Source organism: Globicatella sanguinis NBRC 15551 (genome assembly GCF_001552295.1).
GTDB lineage: Bacteria > Bacillota > Bacilli > Lactobacillales > Aerococcaceae > Globicatella > Globicatella sanguinis.
The window spans coordinates 1-18061 of the sequence record NZ_BCQX01000011.1; the positions used below are offsets into that span (position 1 = coordinate 1).

Here is an 18061-nt window from a genome sequence, read left to right on the forward strand (position 1 = left end):
TAGACTTGAATAACTTTTACTTCACCTTTTACTAAATCAGGATTTTCTACAAATTCGGTAGTAAATGGAATTGGTTTAGTACTTGTTGTAACGACTTGTTCAATCTTACCTGTACCGACCAATACAACTTGATTTACTGGTGCTTTCGTTATTTCTTTTGAAACGGTTGCTTCGCCATAAGGTTTACTATTTAACATTGGGGTAGTAGTGGTAATCTTTTGTTCACCATTAACACCAACAGTTTGAACTTTTTCTTCACCTTCTGGAAGATCAGCAGTTTCAATTCTTTCTGTTTTAAACGGAATAGCTTTAGTTGTAGTTTCAACTTTATCTACCACGACACCAGTACCAACATATACTATTTGAGATATTGGTAATTTGACCACTTCTTTTGACACAGTCGTATCTCCGAATTGTATGTCATTTATCATTGATTTTGAAATTGTTGTTACACTTTCTCCATTTACACCATTTTTATAAACTATTTCTTCCCCAACCAATAATTCAGCTGATTCAATATATTCAATCTCAAATGGAATCTGTTCATTTACTATTTCTTTTAAATACGTAATCTTACCCGTTCCGATTTCAATAATTTCATCAAATGTATTTGATACTACTTCTTTACTTCTGAAAGGTCCCTCAATCATTTTAGAGCCTTGATACAATGTTTTAGTAGTATATTCTATTTTGCCATCAAGACCATTCTGTAAAATACTGATATAACCCGATGGTAATTCAGAATTTTGAATATATTTTGTTCTATATGGAATAATTTCAATCTCTTTTTCAACTTTTTCAATTAAATTATTTAGAACTTCAAACTTAACTGGAGTTAGACCATTTATGAATGAAGCATAAGCTCCATAATTCCATTCATTATTAACTACATATTCAGTTAATGAATATTCAGTTTCAACAGCATCAACTGGAAGCACAAAATTTAATATGATAGATTGTGTGCCATCTTGATTTTGCTTTACAGTAAAACCCTTGTTATTTTGTGAGGTCCACATTTTACTTTCATCCCAACGTCTTGATACTTGGGCGTATATATTGTTAATAGTGCTATTGTCATTTATTAAAAATTCTAACTTAACTTCTTCTCCAGGTTTATAATAATACTTGTCAAACTTTACATCAATAATTTCTGGAAGCACTGCCGTTGTTGGAGGCTGTTTATTATCTCCATTTGGTAATACGATAAAGTCTCGATTAATTATTTCATCTCCAAAATTGAGATACAGATTTTTATTAGTATTTTCAATTTTTACCTCTTCAAAGGTATACATGGTTTCTGATATATTTGGAGGCAAATCAATAGTATGTTCTAACGTATATGTGCCATTTAAATTATCCGTAATATTTGTTAATTTGGGAATATAATAAAACCTAGTATATCTAGGATTATTATTCGAATCTGAAAACAGTTTAATATTCATTTCTGAAATTTCAGTTGAGGATTCAATTAATGAAATTATTTTTATTGGTTCTCCTGATTGATATAATTCTTTTTCAGGTGAAATACTAATCAAATTTAATACATCTTCTTTAGGTGGCATTGTACCAATTTCAACAATCTCATCAATTGTGGGTTTCAAAATGATTCGATTATGAAATTCTCTATCTCCATATATTCTACCATTCAAATAGTATTGTGTATAAGTTACTTCTTCTAGGCCCTTCTCACCTTGTCGAACAATATTTCTGATATCGATTGGCAAATCTGGTACTTGATAAATAATTTGGTCAAATGGTATTTCAATTTCTTCGGTGACAGTCTCTGATGTCAAGATTCCTGTACCAACTTTTATTATTTCATTAACAGGCTCCTTATATTCCTCCGAAACTACATGTGGTTCAACTAACATTTCGGAACCAAAAACTGTTTGACTAATCGTTTGACTAATCGAACCATTTTGACCGGTTTGAATTAACGCTCTGACGCCTTCTCTCAGCTCAGAATCTTCAATAATGATTGTTTCAAATGGAATTATTTCTTCTCTAGTTGAAATTCTCTCTTCCGGCTCATACATAATATCAATGGGAACTTCAACATAAGGTATGTTTGCAAAACTATTATCCATACTTGCAGTTACATAATTCCCCCATTCATCTTCTAAGTTTACCTCTGTAAGATAATATCTAGAGCTAGGGGTTTTATCATTCGTCGGGAAATCGAACTCTATTCTATAATAACCTTCAGAATCTGTTGAAATTCTTGCTATTTTATCCTGAGATAATTCCGCTTTACCTATTCCTGAAGGATTTGTTAATCTAATTTTTCCATTTTTAATATTACTATCTTCTTTTGCTTTAATCATGTAGGTGATAGTTTCCCCGGATTTGTATGCACTTTGTGATGACTTTATTTCCAATATTTCTGGAACAGAAAATTCTTCACCAATTTGTGAAACTACACCAAATTCTGTGTAATTAATATTACTATAATCTAATATAAGTTGGTTTCCCCATTCATCTTGTAATGTCAACCAATAAGGTGAAAAAGCAGTTGTATCAATTATATTTGACGTATCCAAAGTAAAATTAATACTGATTACACTGTCATTATTTTTTGTAATGTTCTGTGGTTTTAACGTAATAAAATCAGTTCCACCATAAGGTAGTCTAATTTTTGAACCTGCCAATGTAAGTGAGACATCTGTGACTGTTTCGCTCTCTTCTCTAACATTTACTGTGATATTAATGGGTTCACCAGTAGAATAATATAATTTATCGGTAACAAGTGAAACAAATTTTGGTGCATATATGTCCTGTGTGGGAATATTCGCTCGGTTTAAAAATGTACCAGAAGATATTTCTAATTCACTATCTTCAGTATTTTTTTGAATTATATCTGATGATTCTAAAGAATTTTCAAAAATATTATTATCATTTTCTCCCACAATTTCTGATGTTTTAGGTTCTAAATTTTCAGAAAATGTATAGTTATCACTATTGTCTTCGATAATAATTTCTTCCGAGCTAAGATTTTCATTAGAAAAACTTACGGACAAAGCAATATCCTGTACTTCATCCAATGAAGTTGGAATATTAGTTTCAACCTCTTCTTCTGGATCACCGATGTCTTCAATAACAGTAACTTCCTTAATTTCATTATCATCTTCGGAAATAGTCTCAACTTCTGAATCCACAGGTACATTATTTACAATAAGTGAATCACTAACAACATCATCAATGTTTTCAGCTGCGACATTAATTATTTTAGTGTTTGATATACTTATCAATAAAAAAACACCAACAATGCAACTTACTAAGCCATTATTGGTTTTTCTTAATGCATACCGATTTTTTCTCTCCATAAGATATCTCTCCCAATATTTATTTTAACGCAAAGCTTATAATTAATATCAATATTATCACGTTAGTCTTTTTTTGCAATACTAAAATATATGTTTGTATATTAAATATTTATTACAATATTTTTTAAGTTTATTTTAAATCAATTTTCTGATTACAATTAACAAAATACCCTATTAACAGCATTTTATGCTAATGATTTATAATTTAAGTTAAAAAATATTTTCAATATTAAATATATTTTACTTCTTGCCCACTCCCTCTTAATTGATTCGCTGTTAGGCGAAGGCTAATGAGGTAAAGCTTATTTTCAAGTATGGCTTTCTATTTTTAATCTGCGTTAAAAATTTAGCAACGCCCTTCGTATATAAAAATTCGGCGAGCCTCAGCCCGCCGATTAATATATTCATTTACTATAATGCCTCTGCAATCTTCTTAACGAAGTCTTTTAGTTCTTCGCCAATTTCTTGGTGTTCTAAACCTACTAAAATACTTGATTTCATGAATTCTAATTTATTCCCTACGTCAAAACGTTGGCCATTAAATTCTTTAGCAAAGACGCGTTGGGTTTTATTTAAGGTATCAATCGCATCGGTTAATTGAACTTCGCCACCCGCACCGACTTCTTGTTTTTCTAATAAATCAAAGATTTCTGGTGTTAATAAGTAACGACCAATAATCGCTAAATCACTTGGTGCGTCTTCCATTTTTGGTTTTTCAACGAATTTTTTAACATTATATAGGCCTTCTTCTAATTGGCTCTCTATGTCGATAACACCATATTTACTAATGTCTTCCATCGGCATTTTCATGACTGCAATGTTTGAGGCATGATTTTGTTCATAAGCATCGATTAATTGTTTAGTTAGAGGCACTTCGTCACGCATGATGTCATCACCTAACATCACCACAAAGGGTTCGTCACCGATAAAGCTTTTAGCTTGTAGTACCGCATCACCTAATCCTTTTGGATAGGGTTGGCGCACAAAGAACATTCTAATACCAGTTGTTTCACGGACGATATCTAATAACTCTTGTTTACCTTTCATCTCAAGGTTAGATTCTAATTCAATGTTAGAGTCAAAGTGGTCTTCAATCGCACGTTTACTTTTTCCAGTTACGATTAAAATCTCTTCAATTCCTGAAGCTAATGCTTCTTCTACAATAAATTGAATCGATGGTTTATCAACAATTGGAATCATTTCCTTAGCAATTGCTTTGGTTGCTGGTAAAAAGCGTGTTCCAAGTCCTGCTGCTGGAATCACAGCTTTTCTAACTTTAGACATATATATACCTCTTTCTATTCAATATTTAATGATTGATTTCATTGTACACTATTTTAACGCATTACGCTAGCGTTTTGTTATTTAAAATATCAATATCTAATAAAAATTTGCTTTTTAACACAATTATCGGTATAATTTTGCTTGTTACTAAATAAAAATGTTACTTTAAATAACAAAGGAGTCCATTATGAAAAAATTATCAGTTCAATTATTAGCTGAAAATGTTACGAACAAACGTAAAGCGAAAGATTTAACGCAAGCTCAATTATCAGAATTGACTGGCATCAACCGTTCTTTAATCGGACGTATTGAAAACTTAGACTACTTACCGATGATCAATCAATTAGAAAGCTTAGCAGAAGCATTGGATTTTGATGTGACTGAATTATTCGTAGAAGAAAAAGCTGAAACGGAAAAAGCAGCACCAAAATCATATAAAATTGCGGTTGCTGGAACAGGTTATGTTGGATTATCTTTAGCGGTCTTATTAGCACAACATAATCAAGTGACAGCAGTTGATATCGTTCAAGAAAAAGTAGACATGATTAACAATAAAAAGTCACCTATTCAAGATGACTATATCGAACAATTTTTAGCAGAAAAGGATTTGAATTTAACGGCTACTTTAGATGGTGAAAAAGCATATGCTGAGGCGGATTATGTCATTATCGCGGCTCCAACTAATTATGATAGTAAATTGAATTTCTTTGATACTTCAGCTGTTGAGACAGTGATTGAGTTAGTATTAAAAGCTAATCCTAATGCGACGATGATTATTAAGTCAACCATTCCCGTTGGATATACTGAATCTGTTCGTAAAAAATACAATACAAAAAACATCTTATTCAGTCCAGAGTTCTTACGTGAATCAAAAGCATTATACGATAACTTATATCCTTCACGTATTATCGTTTCTTGTGATGAAGAATCGCGTGAACAAGCAGAAATCTTTGCACAATTATTACAAGCTGGCGCATTAATTGACGATGTCCCTACCTTATTTATGGGATTCACAGAAGCAGAAGCGGTTAAATTATTCGCCAATACCTACTTAGCCTTACGTGTTTCCTATTTCAATGAATTAGACACTTATGCTGAGACTAAAGGTTTAAATACTAAAGACATTATCGATGGTGTTGGTTTAGATCCACGTATTGGCACCCACTATAATAACCCTTCATTTGGTTATGGTGGTTATTGCTTACCGAAAGATACAAAACAATTATTAGCTAACTTTGATGATGTTCCACAAAATATGATTACAGCGATTGTTGAATCAAACCGTACTCGTAAAGATTATATTGCAGATCGTGTATTAGAATTAAGTGGTGCGCATTCTTATGATGGCACTTGGGATGAGACGAGAGAAAAAGAGACGGTTATTGGGATTTACCGCTTAACGATGAAGAGTAATTCTGATAACTTCCGTCAATCAGCGATTCAAGGCGTCATGAAACGAATCAAAGCGAAAGGTGCTAAAGTGGTCATTTATGAACCAACCTTAGAAGCAGGTACTACGTTCTTTGGCAGTGAAGTAATCGGTAACTTAGATGAATTCAAACAATTATCTCAAGCGATTATTGTAAACCGTTATGATAGTCGATTAGATGACGTTAAAGATAAAGTATTTACACGCGATATCTTTATGAGAGATTAATAGATAAAAGAGTCTGAGAAAAATCTCAGGCTCTTTTTTCAATTTTTTTCTTTAATTTGACTTCTACTTTTGTTGCAAATAAATGATTTTAAAATTAACTATTTTAAACAATTTCGTAGTTTTCTTTTTTATTAATTTACACTTTATTCCTAAAAATAATTACATATTTTTGTAACTATATATTTTTTGAGCTAGAAGCTTTCCACCGTCTTAAATAAATACTCCTTTACAGTAACTGAGAATGCATAAAAGCCACCATGTACTCCGATGCCTTCTCAGTCATCAAAATATACATGATAGCTTAACTAAATATACACAGCCGCAAACAATTGAATATATATCAACCAAGCCATTAAGACGACTATGATACCATTCAACCACTGCGCTGATAATTAACGAATAATAATTTGATTGATTTTATCAAGTCTTTGCTCAGCGTCTTTAATCCACCAATCAATACCGCTCACCCACCGAGCTGATTATTAACGTACAATAATTTGATTGAATTTATCAAGTTTTGGACCAGCCTCATTCATCAGTCAAAATATCTATTACTCTTCTAAACCTTATTTTCTGGCCACTATTATCTAAATCAAAAATAGAATGATAATCACTAGCAAGACTCCCAATGACATTGACTTTGTCGTCAGCTGGTAAATTTCTGCCTAGTATTTGTAATTCTCCTTCATAGCGTCCATATTTACGATTATCGATAGTGATGCTTCCTTTGTCCCGTTTTTGAGAATTTTTATCTGGCTGATAGGTATTGGCAACCAAGTTTTCTCTTAAATCGGATACTCTCAACAACATTTTGGGTGAATCCAAGCGAATGGTTAGTACTCGGTCATATAGCCATGTATAAGATTCTTCAAGGTTCACTGGTAAATCCATCACATCTTGATTGACATAATTATCAATTGCTTCAAGTTGTTGCGTTGATAATGCAAGATCTCCTAGAAATACCGCGTCCGCACCCCATTCAAGGAGTTTGCGATAGGCCAAAACTGGTGGCAAATGACGCGTGACTTCTACTGTCGGTAGTCCTAAAGCAAGCGGTCCACGTTTTGCTGTATCGCCAGCGATAAAGGCTAACACTTCAAAACCCTCATTTTTGAAAGTTTGATTGATGGCTACAAACTGTTCGATATCGAGTCCTGTTTCGGGACGAGGATAAAAATTATGCATGACCATTATTTTATGACCTAATTGATCTTTTAAACGTAAAATTTCTTCCCTTTGTTTTTGCTGAGTTGAAGCATTGATGGTTAAATCGATATGCCGTGGTAATGTTGCAAGTTCCTCATAACTAATTCCAAAATCAATTCTTAAGTTATCAATCGGGTATTCTTCAACGAGTTCAGTTAAATTTTTCACGTTTAAAAACTTTAGTGTATGGTGACTGACATCGGCAATGACATAAAATTGTTCGTTTTTCAACCAAGCTAGCATTGTTTTAATTTTTGAAGCATAGTCACTGGATACCTCTTCTGGGATATGCAAGGAGGTGAATACTCTTCGTTCCTTGATCGCTAATTGAGTTAACCATTGCTTTTGCTCTTCAAAATGGCTAGCGTAGATGGAAAAGCCAAGTGGCTTATGCATTCGTTAAGTCCTCTGGTTTAATCATAATGCTTGTTACCACAAAGCCACCAATATAAGCGATAACTAAACCGATGAAATAATGAATCATGGTACTTGGAGTCATTAATGGTAAGGCTACTAAACCGGATGGTCCCCATGCAGTCGCTCTAACGCCCATCAACATTGCATACGCACCACCAAATCCTGCACCTAATCCTGCTGTGATGAATGGTTTACCCAAAGGTAAAGTAACCCCATAAATTAAGGGTTCACCAATTCCTAAAAATCCTGCTGGTAAGGCACCGGCAATGACTTTTTGTAGTCTTTCATCCTTCGTTTGTCTTGCTTTTAGGTAAATAGCAATGGCTGCTCCTACTTGTCCAGCACCGGCCATCGCTAATACTGGGAATAGCGATACACCACCCATTTGTTCTAATTGAATCGCATAGATCGGAATCAATCCATGGTGTAATCCTAATAATACCATTGGTAAGAATACAGCTGATAAAATATAACCTGATAGTACGCTAATGATTGGGTTATTCGATGCAATAAAGATATTTAAGAATTTAACTAACCAATCAGATAAGAAACCTGACACTGGCATTACTAATAATGCCATAATAATAGCGGTTAATAATAAGCTTACAACAGGTGTGACGATTAAGTCTAATACATCTGGAACCACTTTACGCATTGCTTTTTCAATACGTGATAGGATATAAACACCTAAGATTACCCCAATAATTCCCCCTTTACCGGTCGTTAAGATTGAGTTTAATGGTGTTTCCGCATCATATAAACCAAGCAATGTTGAGAATTCTACGATTGGAGCCGCAATCGACATTGCCCCAACCATTCCACCTAACGCTTCAGTTGCGCCAAATTGTTTAGCTGAATTAATACCGGTATAGATAGCAAAGTATCCTAGGAAGCTAGTACCGATTAATGAGAAGATGATTCTAGTTCCTTCCCAGAAATTGCCACTTAAGGTACCTTGAGTTATCAATTGACCAAGTAAACTACCAAAGCCTTGGAAAATACCGGCTGCAATAATGGCTGGAATTAATGGAATAAAGATATTAGCAATAAGTTCTAATGCTTGTTTTAATTTACTTTTATGTTGTTTTGATTTAACAGTTTGTTTATTTAATTTCCAATCCTCATTGGATTCATCAATAGTTAATTCAGGGCTTGATTTAAATTTGTAGGTTTCAATCATTTCATCGGCTACTTTACGTGCTTTTCCTGGTCCTACCACCACTTGTACAGTATCCGCATCGACAACCCCCATCACGTCTTCAATATTTTTTAAGCCTTCAAAATCGATTATTTCCCGATTTTTAGGTGTGATTCTTAAACGAGTCATACAGTTAGTAACAGAGGCAATATTCGATTCGCCACCTATTTTTTCTACTATTTGTTTAATTAATTCAGCATTACTTGCCATTTTCATTTCCTCCATTCGTATTGTTTAAACGAATTGCTTCTCTAATATGTCCTTCTGATTTTTCCAACAATGTCGTGGCTGTTTCAAAGTCAACCTCTAATATAATCATTAGAATGGCTGTCTTAACATCACCTTTGCTTTCGGTTAAAGTTTGTTGGGCTACTTCAAGACTGACTCCTGTTGCTTCACAAACAATTTTTTGTGAACGGCGAACAAGTTTTTCATTCGTGGCTTGAACATCAACCATCAAGTTTTGATAAACTTTACCTTGTTTTACCATTGAAACAGTGGATAACATATTTAAAATTAATTTTTGAACCGTTCCGGCTTTTAATCGTGTTGAACCAGTCAAGACTTCTGGTCCTGGCACCGCTTCGATTACGATTTTAGCAACTTTTCCTATTTCACTATCCGCGTTACAGGCAATCGACACCGTATGTGCTCCTACCTGATTAGCATAATTCAATCCGCCAATTACATAAGGGGTTCGGCCACTAGCGGCAATCCCTACTACTACATCGTCTGCACTTAATTCGATAGCCGTCAAATCAGCTTTCGCCATTTCTTGACTATCTTCTGCTCCTTCTACCGCAAACATCATCGCCTCTTGACCACCGGCAATTAAGCCTTGAACCATTTCTGGCGATGTCCCAAATGTGGGCACACATTCTGCTGCATCTAACACACCGAGTCGCCCACTGGTTCCAGCACCTATATAAATTAATCGTCCTCCTTTCTTAAATGCTTGATCGATTACGGTAACGGCTTGTTCAATTTGTGGTAGTACTTTTTTAATAGCTAGAGGCACTTTTTGGTCTTCTTCATTCATTATGGTTAATATTTCATGAATTGACATTTCATCCAAATGCATCGTATTAGGATTTCTAGTTTCGGTACTCATTCCCTCAAGATTAATCAAGTGTTTCATCTCCTTTTAAAATTCTCGTCCGTTCAATCATCAAGATGCCTTCATCATAAATATTATGTAAATAACTAGAAAAGATCACATCAATTAAAGTCATTTGAGCAATTCTCGATGACATGGCTGCACTTCTCATTCCTATTTCACTATTAGGAACAAATAAAGGATAAGTAGATAATTGACTTAATCGTGAGTTGCCTTCTTTCGTCATGGTGATAATTGTAGCCCCTAAATTCTTAGCTTCTTGGACACATTTAATGACTTCATCTGTTTGACCTGAATAAGAAATAGCAAAAGCCAAATCATTAGCATTCATATTCCGTGCCATTAACAGTTGCGTATGCCAATCTTCCGATACGTGAACCATCTTATTAATTCTAGCAAACTTCATCTGAGCGTCTTTTGCAACGATTAGCGAAGCGCCGATGCCAAAGAAAACTATTTTATCCGCTTTTTCAATTTCACTCACACATTGGTCGATTAAAGAATCCGAAATTAAAAATGTTAGTTCTCTTAATATTGATAAGTTATTCAAAATCACACTTGTAATCAATTCACTTGAATTATCATTTTGATTAAAGACATGATTATCTAATTCAAAGACATTCTCTCGCACCGCCTGTTCATAAAGCAATTCCTTATTAAAAGATTTATACCCGTCAAATCCAACTTTTTTGCATAATCGGATAATCGAAGTCGGGGATGAAAAAGTCGCTTCAGCTAATTGATGAATACTCATGTTTCCTACTTTCAATGGATTCTTTAAAACATAGTCGATAATCGACCGCTCTGTTTGACTGGCTGTTGGCCGATAAACTCTCAATTTTGTCAGTGTATTACTCATTCTTACCTCCATTATAAGACGTGTGGAATTTTATTACAATAAAGCGCTTTAATCATGGTACATTATACCATAAGTTGTATTATTTGGGTAAATGAAAAGGATGGGCAAAAAAATGAAAATAATATCATTTTCATTTCTAATGCCCATCACATATTGTCAAGTGAGAGTTAACCAATTTACAGCACCTTACTAAAATCACCTAAATACTGACTAAATAATTTTACTGAAGAATAAAATTATGAAACCAACTCCTATTTTCTGATTAAAGTTTAATTCTATTCATATAGGAAATTGATATTATTACTTAACTAACACTAACTCTTTTTAAATAGATCTTTTTCCCACGATAATTTTCAAATATTATCCTGATACTAGAAACTCTTATCCCCTTTTGCAAATCAATAATTTTTTTATAGCCAATAGTTCCAAAAGATAATTTTATTACTTCTCCATCTCTTTTAACAATTTCAACTAAGAATTTTTCGACTCTTTGTCCTTTCGTAATATCCTCTTGGATGATTAAATAACGAATATCTTGGGTTTCTTCAACTTCAATAATTAATTCATTGGATTCAACAAATTTAAATTGGCAATCATCTTTATACAAAATATTCTTCCCGCAATGAATAGGAAATGTTTTGTCATTTATTTTTAGTTGCCTTATTTTTTCACCTAATCCTGCCAATTCTTGCGCATCTACTTCAGAAATTAATCCTTCTTTGTTAGGGGGGACATTTAATAATAAGACGCTATTACCGCCAACTGACTTTTTATATAAGTTAAATAGTTCTTCACTACTTTTTACTTGTGAGTCTTGATCAGGATGATAGAACCATCCTGGTCTTATCGAGGTATCTGTTTCAGCTGGATACCAGATTAATTTACCTGGATAATTCATGATGACAGAACGACTACCTAAATCAGCATCTTCATGTCGATAAGTTTGAGCAAACTCCTTATCATCCGCTTGTTGGGAATGACTAGCTGTATAGGTTGGATCTGAATACGCTTCTGGTACCACACTCCACTCATTATTTCTTACGACGCCTGCTTCATTTCCTATCCATCGAACATCTGGTCCCATAATCGCAATTACTGCATTCGGTTGTAATTGGCGAATAGTTTGATAATAACCTAACCAATCATATTCTTGCGTTTTTCCATTGGGTCCTTCACCATTCGCTCCATCAAACCAAATTTCAAAAATGTCACCGTATTGCGTCAATAACTCGGTAAGTTGATTAACAAAAAATTCATTGTACTCTTTTCCTGTACCATAGCTTGATTCAGTCATATCCCAAGGTGAAAGATAAACTCCAAATTTCATATCATATTTTTTACAAGCAGCCGCTACTTCTTTTACAATATCTCCTTTGCCATCTTTATAGGGTGTATTCGCGATAGTATGTGAAGTATACTGGCTGGGCCACAAACAAAATCCATCATGATGTTTACAAGTTAATATGACGCCTTTCATTTCAGCAGCCTTTAAAGTGCGAACCCATTGTTCAGCATCTAATCTCTTGGGATTAAAACAACTAATATCTTCATTGCCCTGTCCCCATTCAGCATTATAAAACGTATTGATTCCAAAATGAATAAAACCAATAAATTCTAATTGTTGCCACTTTAATTGTCGCTCTGTAGGTACAACTTTTATTACATCCTCAATTTTCTTTCCCATAGGGTTATTCGTCACCTCCTAGTTCTGGCATTAATTAAACTTTATATTCTTTTCAACTGTAGTCTCTTGACACTCAACTATGACTTTTACTTTTGAGTAACGACGTTCTTCAAGATTTTCATCCAATCCACTTAACTCCTGTTCGCTTAATATAATGGAAAACGAAACCTGTTTTCCTTTGGGCACAAATAGTTTCTTGAACCCTTTCAGTTCTTTGACTCGTGGTATGACTTTTAAATGATGAGCTCGAATATAAACCTGAACGACTTCGTGAGCATCGAATTCACCGATATTGGCAATTTGTCCCGTTATTTCTACTTGATACTTTTCCTCATTGATTTTATCGCTAACTTGAACTTCACGAAGTTCAAATTTTGAGTATGTTAAACCATAACCAAACGGATAAGCATAACGTTCTTCTTGATCAATATAAGCATACTTATGATGGTTATCTTTATAGTTATAATAAACGGGTAAAGAACCATTTGACAATGGTATACTCATCGCTAATTTACCACTTGGAGACACTTCGCCAAATAACAGTTCAGCAAAGGCTATCCCTCCCATTTCACCGGGATATCCTAGATTAAAGAGTCCTTTTATTTTCGACTCAACTTCATTAATGATATGAGGCCGTCCTTGAATTAAAGCCACAATTATATTCTTATTAATTTTATAGATTTCATTAACTAATTCTTTTTGGCATGGTGGTAATTCAATATCAGCTAAGTCAATATTTTCGCCACTCGTCATTTCACTAGAACCACTTAAGGCTGCTCCATTTTCATCAAATTGAGTTGAAAAATCACGCGCACTGGCTCCTCCCAAAGCAAGAATAATAAAATCAGCCTGTGCAGCAATTTCTTTTGCTTGTTCTATCAGTTCCGTAGAACCGAATGATATCATACTACCTTTAGTATATAATACTTCAACGGGGGAGTCTTTAAGATATTCGTTAATCCCTTGTAAAACGGTAGACACAGTTTCATCTTCTTTATAGGGTGTATAGTCTCCTAACTGATTATAAGGTGCATCAGCGTTAGGACCAATAACCGCTATTTTTTTTATTTTATTAACATCAATCGGTAAAATATTGTTGTCATTTTTTAGTAAAACCATTGATTCTTGTGCCAGTTGTTTATTGATTTCGCGTGATTCTCGAAAATCATATCCTTTGATTTTCGTAGCTGGGGGTTCAAATAATCCTAATTTTTCTTTTAATTTTAAAACTCTTAATACAGCTTGATCTAAACTCTCCATCTCAAGATATTTCTTTTCAATTGCACCTTCTAAATAGGTAAAAACATTATCCCAGAGACTAATATCTACCCCGCTTTTTAAAGCCCAAGCAGCTGCTAATTCACGATTGCCATCCACGAGTGAAACTAGACGTTCTAATGCAACACCATCAGACATTACAGCTCCTTCATAACCTAATCTATCTCGAAGCGTTGAATTTAATAACTTCTCGTTACCATGACACGGGATGCCATCAATATCATTATAGGCAGCCATCGTTAGTTGAACATTTTCTTCAATAGCATATTTCATGGGCAATAAATGAATTTCATATAATTCTCGTTCCCCAATACCAGTTGGCCCTGCATTATGACCACCGTAAGTCGCACCTTGTCCCGCAAAATGTTTCAAGGTAGCCAATACCTTATCTGGTCCCAATCGTTCAGAAATATCCCCTTGAAGTCCTCTTAAAGCTGCTTTTGTAAAACGACCTGTTAAATAAGCATCTTCAGAAAAGCATTCTTCAGTTCTACCCCAACGAGGATCTCTAGATACATCTAAAGTAGATATTAAGCCAATATGTGCACCGGTCATACGTATTTCGTTAGCCACGATTGCTTGTGCTTTTTGATAAAGTGTGGGATTCCAACTGGCCCCAACACTATAATTGACTGGAAAACTTGTTGAGTAGAGTCCTTGATGTCCATGCGGACACTCTTCACTTAACAGTACTGGAATTCCTAAACGGGTATTTTCTTTCAAATAGTTTTGAATATCATGACTTAAAGACCATGATTCTTCTTTCGTCAGTCCGTAATTAAAATCCATCATTGACCATGGGTCTGCGCGAAAGACACCATAAATAAAACCTAAGCCATCCCATCGTTCTACTTCTTTTTTAAACGTTTCGGTTAGAATCACTTTTCCATTATTTTTTTCGAAGACATCCCACCCATATAATTTTTGATTCAGTTGTCCTACTTTTTCACGAAGTGTCATTTCTTTTAATAATTGATTTATCATAAGACCACCTTACATTAATTTAATTGTTTTAATTTCATAGGGCTTCACTTCACATTTAAATTGATTGTTTGAATCAATCCTTAATTCAGTTTCAATTTCTTCAAGTAAGTTACATTCATAAACTTTAGTATATGAAGACATAACCCTAGCATTCACTTTGCTTCGACGTCCTTTAAAGTCAAAAAGTCGTACAATAATTCCTTTGCCATCTTCTGATTGTTTTAAAGTATCAATTATTATCGCATCATTCTCAAATTCAATTGGAGGTGACATTATCTGCTGATTTTCAGCGACCGGTAAAGCCACTAATGGATTATTTAATTGATAACTTTCTGCTACAACATCGGAATTCTTCCAATCACCTAGATGCGGATACAAACTATAAGAAAATTGATGATAACCAATATCTGCTTTTGGATAGGGATCAATAGGTGACTTAATTAGAGATATTCCTAATTTCTGATACTCAGTATTGTAACCATATTTACAATCTGACATTAGGGCACAACCATAATCTTCTTCCGATAAATCAATCCACTTATGAGCACACGTTTCAAATTTGGCAATATCCCAACTGGTATTTCGATGCACTGGACGCTTAATATTTCCAAATTGAATGTCATGGGTACTTTCATATGTATGTATATCCACATTAAATTCTGCCCTTAATAACTGTTGGTTTTCTTGCCAATCCACTTCTGTTTTAAAATCAATTCTTCTTGAATACGCATGAAAAATCATTTCCTGATGAATAGTAGAATGTTGATAGTGTCGTGCAATAAGGAGACTAAATATTAAGGATCCGTTTTCTTTTACTTTTACACTGTTTAAATGACGAATAGTCCAACGTTTATAGGGATAATAGATATCGATGTCCCATGCATCATAATCCATCGGGATATCCTCATACACCACTAACTCATTTAATAAACCTCGATCGACATTCACCATACGCTGCACTTCTTTATCATATAAACTAATAATTTGGTAATCTTTATCAAATTCAACACAATAATAAGGAGTCTCTAATTGACGGGTTTTGTCATTATATTTAAATCTTGAATCCGCTTCTTCCGATTTCGTTTCTTCCAGCCCTACTTTTACAGTGGATAATGGTTTCAAGTTAGGTAAATAATATAAGCGTTCGTGAGTTGTCAACTGTTGACTTTCTAACTCTTTTTGGCCATTTAGAAGTAGACTTCCTGTTGATTCCTTTAATTGAATATAGCCATTTTGTGAAATTCCATTAGGATTAAAGATTATTAAATCATTCTTTTCCTCAGGAGAGGGAAATAGATTGTTGTATAATTGTTCAAATGATGCAAATAATTTTTCGAAAGTAGAATCCGCTTCATCATAAACTTCTTGAATGGAACTCCCCGGTAGGACATCGTGAAATTGATGCTTTAAAACGATTTTCCATAAATTTTCTAATGCTGATTTTGGATAGTTTTCCAATTTATAAAGAGTATACAGTTTTTCAATGTTTTGTAAGTAAAATTCCGCAAAACGATTTTGACGCTTTATTTTACCGATAGAAGTATAAGTACCACGGTGATATTCAAAGTAAAGCTCACCCACCCATGTATTAAAGTTTTGTTTCTCACTCGATTTTTCCAAATTTTCAAAAAAATCAAGTGCGTTACTATTCTTCACTTTTGGTATTCCTGGTAATCCATTTTCTAATCTTTTTGCTGTTTCCAGCATTTCGACAGTCGGCCCTCCCCCACCATCACCATATCCATAGGCATTCATAATAAAGTTATTTTTATCTTTATTGATATAACGATCCCAACTTTTCTTTAAAGTTAACGGATCTAACATACCATTATAGGTGGTATAAAATGGTGTAGGACTATAACCGACACTAACTGTCGGTATAAAATGAACTAACACTTCACTTCCATCTAATCCTTTCCAAGTTAAAGAATCATTTGGTATTTGATTCATTTGATTCCATGATAATTTGGTGGTCATAAAATACGGAGTATTGGTTTTAGCCATGATTTGTGGCAGTGTTGGTGAATAACCAAATACATCCGGTAACCAACAGATTTTACTTTCAATTCCTAATTCATTTTTAAAATACTGTTTTCCATATAAAAATTGTCGAACCATGGACTCACCTGAAATTAAATTAGTATCACTTTCAACCCACATCGCTCCTTCAGGTATCCATCTTCCCTCTTTAATTTGGGTTTGAATCAATTGATATAGTTCTGGATACTGTTCTTTAATATCTTGATACAGTTGCGGCTGGCTTTGAATAAAAGTAAAATTAGGATAATCTTCCATAAATTTTAAAATCGTTGAAAAACTACGTTCGCCCTTTTCAATGGCCTGCTGAAAAGTCCATAACCATGCCAAATCAATATGTGTATGACCTATTGCATAGACATCCACTGATGACAATTCTTTGAATTTTTGATATAAATCTAATTGTAAAATAGACTGAATAGTCTTTAAACGGTGGTAGTAATCGTCAGAATAAACTTGACGAAAATCAAGTAGCTTAATACATTTCAATAATGTTTCCTGATAAACCAATTTATAGGTATCTTCTTCAATAGCTTGCCAAGCTTCAACCGCTACTCTTAAATCCCAATAAGTATTATAGGTCGCTTTATCAATTTTATAAGCTTTTATGTACATTGGGAATTGCTTTTCTTCACGTCCACTAAAGATTTCAATTCGTAATGAAACTTTTTGGCCCCAAAACTTTTCTGGAACGACAGTATAACGATGATTAACATCTAACCCTTGAACTAGCTCTTCATTTAAATATAATTTCAATTGTGGATTAGTGCTATTATCCCATTCTGTTAGAGAGGAGTAGGCTTCAATCCAGAATGTTTCGCCAACATCTAATTGCGGAATCTTAATTTCAGATAACAAAGTATAATAACTATTTTTTTGTCCAAAATAAGTTCCTAAAACATAATCTTCATTTAAATCACCATTAACTAATCGAACATCATGAATTGGATATTCTTCTTTTTTGATAAAATTAGCTAATTTATAATATTGTTTTCGTATATACTCAAATTCAAACAT

10 protein-coding genes are annotated in these 18061 nt (G+C 33.8%); 1 reads left to right on the top strand and 9 read right to left on the bottom strand.

Annotated features, from left to right (window positions below):
* Both GSA01S_RS01655 and galU read right to left on the bottom strand, forming a co-directional pair.
* On the bottom strand, nucleotides 1-3323 hold a 3323-nt coding region (locus GSA01S_RS01655; protein ID WP_157064750.1), incomplete at its 3' end, for a G5 domain-containing protein.
* Between the two features lie 411 nt (nucleotides 3324-3734).
* Nucleotides 3735-4607 carry a UTP--glucose-1-phosphate uridylyltransferase GalU gene (gene galU, locus GSA01S_RS01660; protein ID WP_066124209.1) on the bottom strand — a complete coding sequence of 291 codons (873 nt, stop codon included), beginning with the start codon at nucleotides 4605-4607 and terminating at the stop codon, nucleotides 3735-3737.
* 187 nt (nucleotides 4608-4794) lie between these two features.
* Between galU and GSA01S_RS01665 the strand changes: the two genes are divergently transcribed.
* The gene (locus tag GSA01S_RS01665; protein WP_066124211.1) at nucleotides 4795-6264 is read left to right on the top strand and encodes a nucleotide sugar dehydrogenase; all 1470 of its coding nucleotides are present in this window, start codon (nucleotides 4795-4797) and stop codon (nucleotides 6262-6264) included.
* Nucleotides 6265-6792: 528 nt separating this feature from the next.
* On the opposite strand, the gene GSA01S_RS01670 is transcribed toward GSA01S_RS01665, so the two are convergent.
* The 7 genes from GSA01S_RS01670 to GSA01S_RS01700 all read right to left on the bottom strand — a co-directional run bounded on the left by GSA01S_RS01670 (nucleotide 6793) and on the right by GSA01S_RS01700 (nucleotide 18061).
* Nucleotides 6793-7866: a MupG family TIM beta-alpha barrel fold protein gene (locus GSA01S_RS01670; protein ID WP_066124213.1), complete on the bottom strand. Its 1074-nt coding sequence runs from the start codon at nucleotides 7864-7866 to the stop codon at nucleotides 6793-6795.
* Nucleotides 7859-9295 carry a PTS transporter subunit EIIC gene (locus GSA01S_RS01675; protein WP_066124215.1) on the bottom strand — a complete coding sequence of 479 codons (1437 nt, stop codon included), beginning with the start codon at nucleotides 9293-9295 and terminating at the stop codon, nucleotides 7859-7861. The genes GSA01S_RS01670 and GSA01S_RS01675 overlap by 8 nt, the downstream gene beginning before the upstream one ends.
* A complete protein-coding gene (gene murQ, locus GSA01S_RS01680; RefSeq protein ID WP_217994622.1) occupies nucleotides 9285-10211 on the bottom strand; it encodes an N-acetylmuramic acid 6-phosphate etherase in 927 nt (308 codons plus the stop codon). Before murQ ends, GSA01S_RS01675 begins: the two co-directional genes overlap by 11 nt.
* The gene (locus tag GSA01S_RS01685; protein WP_066124220.1) at nucleotides 10207-11061 is read right to left on the bottom strand and encodes a MurR/RpiR family transcriptional regulator; all 855 of its coding nucleotides are present in this window, start codon (nucleotides 11059-11061) and stop codon (nucleotides 10207-10209) included. Before GSA01S_RS01685 ends, murQ begins: the two co-directional genes overlap by 5 nt.
* 304 nt (nucleotides 11062-11365) lie before the next feature.
* Nucleotides 11366-12745: an alpha-L-fucosidase gene (locus tag GSA01S_RS01690; RefSeq protein WP_066124222.1), complete on the bottom strand. Its 1380-nt coding sequence runs from the start codon at nucleotides 12743-12745 to the stop codon at nucleotides 11366-11368.
* Between the two features lie 30 nt (nucleotides 12746-12775).
* Nucleotides 12776-15007 (bottom strand): glycoside hydrolase family 3 N-terminal domain-containing protein, encoded by a 2232-nt coding sequence (locus GSA01S_RS01695; RefSeq protein WP_066124223.1) that lies wholly within the window; start codon nucleotides 15005-15007, stop codon nucleotides 12776-12778.
* A gap of 9 nt (nucleotides 15008-15016) precedes the next feature.
* Nucleotides 15017-18061, bottom strand: a complete 3045-nt coding sequence (locus tag GSA01S_RS01700; RefSeq protein WP_066124224.1) for an alpha-mannosidase — start codon at nucleotides 18059-18061, stop codon at nucleotides 15017-15019.

Coding starts and splice junctions, on each gene's coding strand:
- GSA01S_RS01670 (WP_066124213.1), bottom strand. CDS start 7,866: ATGCATAAGCCACTTGGCTTTTCCATCTACGCTAGCCATTTTGAAGAG.
- GSA01S_RS01675 (WP_066124215.1), bottom strand. CDS start 9,295: ATGGCAAGTAATGCTGAATTAATTAAACAAATAGTAGAAAAAATAGGT.
- galU (WP_066124209.1), bottom strand. CDS start 4,607: ATGTCTAAAGTTAGAAAAGCTGTGATTCCAGCAGCAGGACTTGGAACA.
- GSA01S_RS01685 (WP_066124220.1), bottom strand. CDS start 11,061: ATGAGTAATACACTGACAAAATTGAGAGTTTATCGGCCAACAGCCAGT.
- GSA01S_RS01665 (WP_066124211.1), top strand. CDS start 4,795: ATGAAAAAATTATCAGTTCAATTATTAGCTGAAAATGTTACGAACAAA.
- GSA01S_RS01695 (WP_066124223.1), bottom strand. CDS start 15,007: ATGATAAATCAATTATTAAAAGAAATGACACTTCGTGAAAAAGTAGGA.
- GSA01S_RS01690 (WP_066124222.1), bottom strand. CDS start 12,745: ATGGGAAAGAAAATTGAGGATGTAATAAAAGTTGTACCTACAGAGCGA.
- GSA01S_RS01700 (WP_066124224.1), bottom strand. CDS start 18,061: ATGTTTGAATTTGAGTATATACGAAAACAATATTATAAATTAGCTAAT.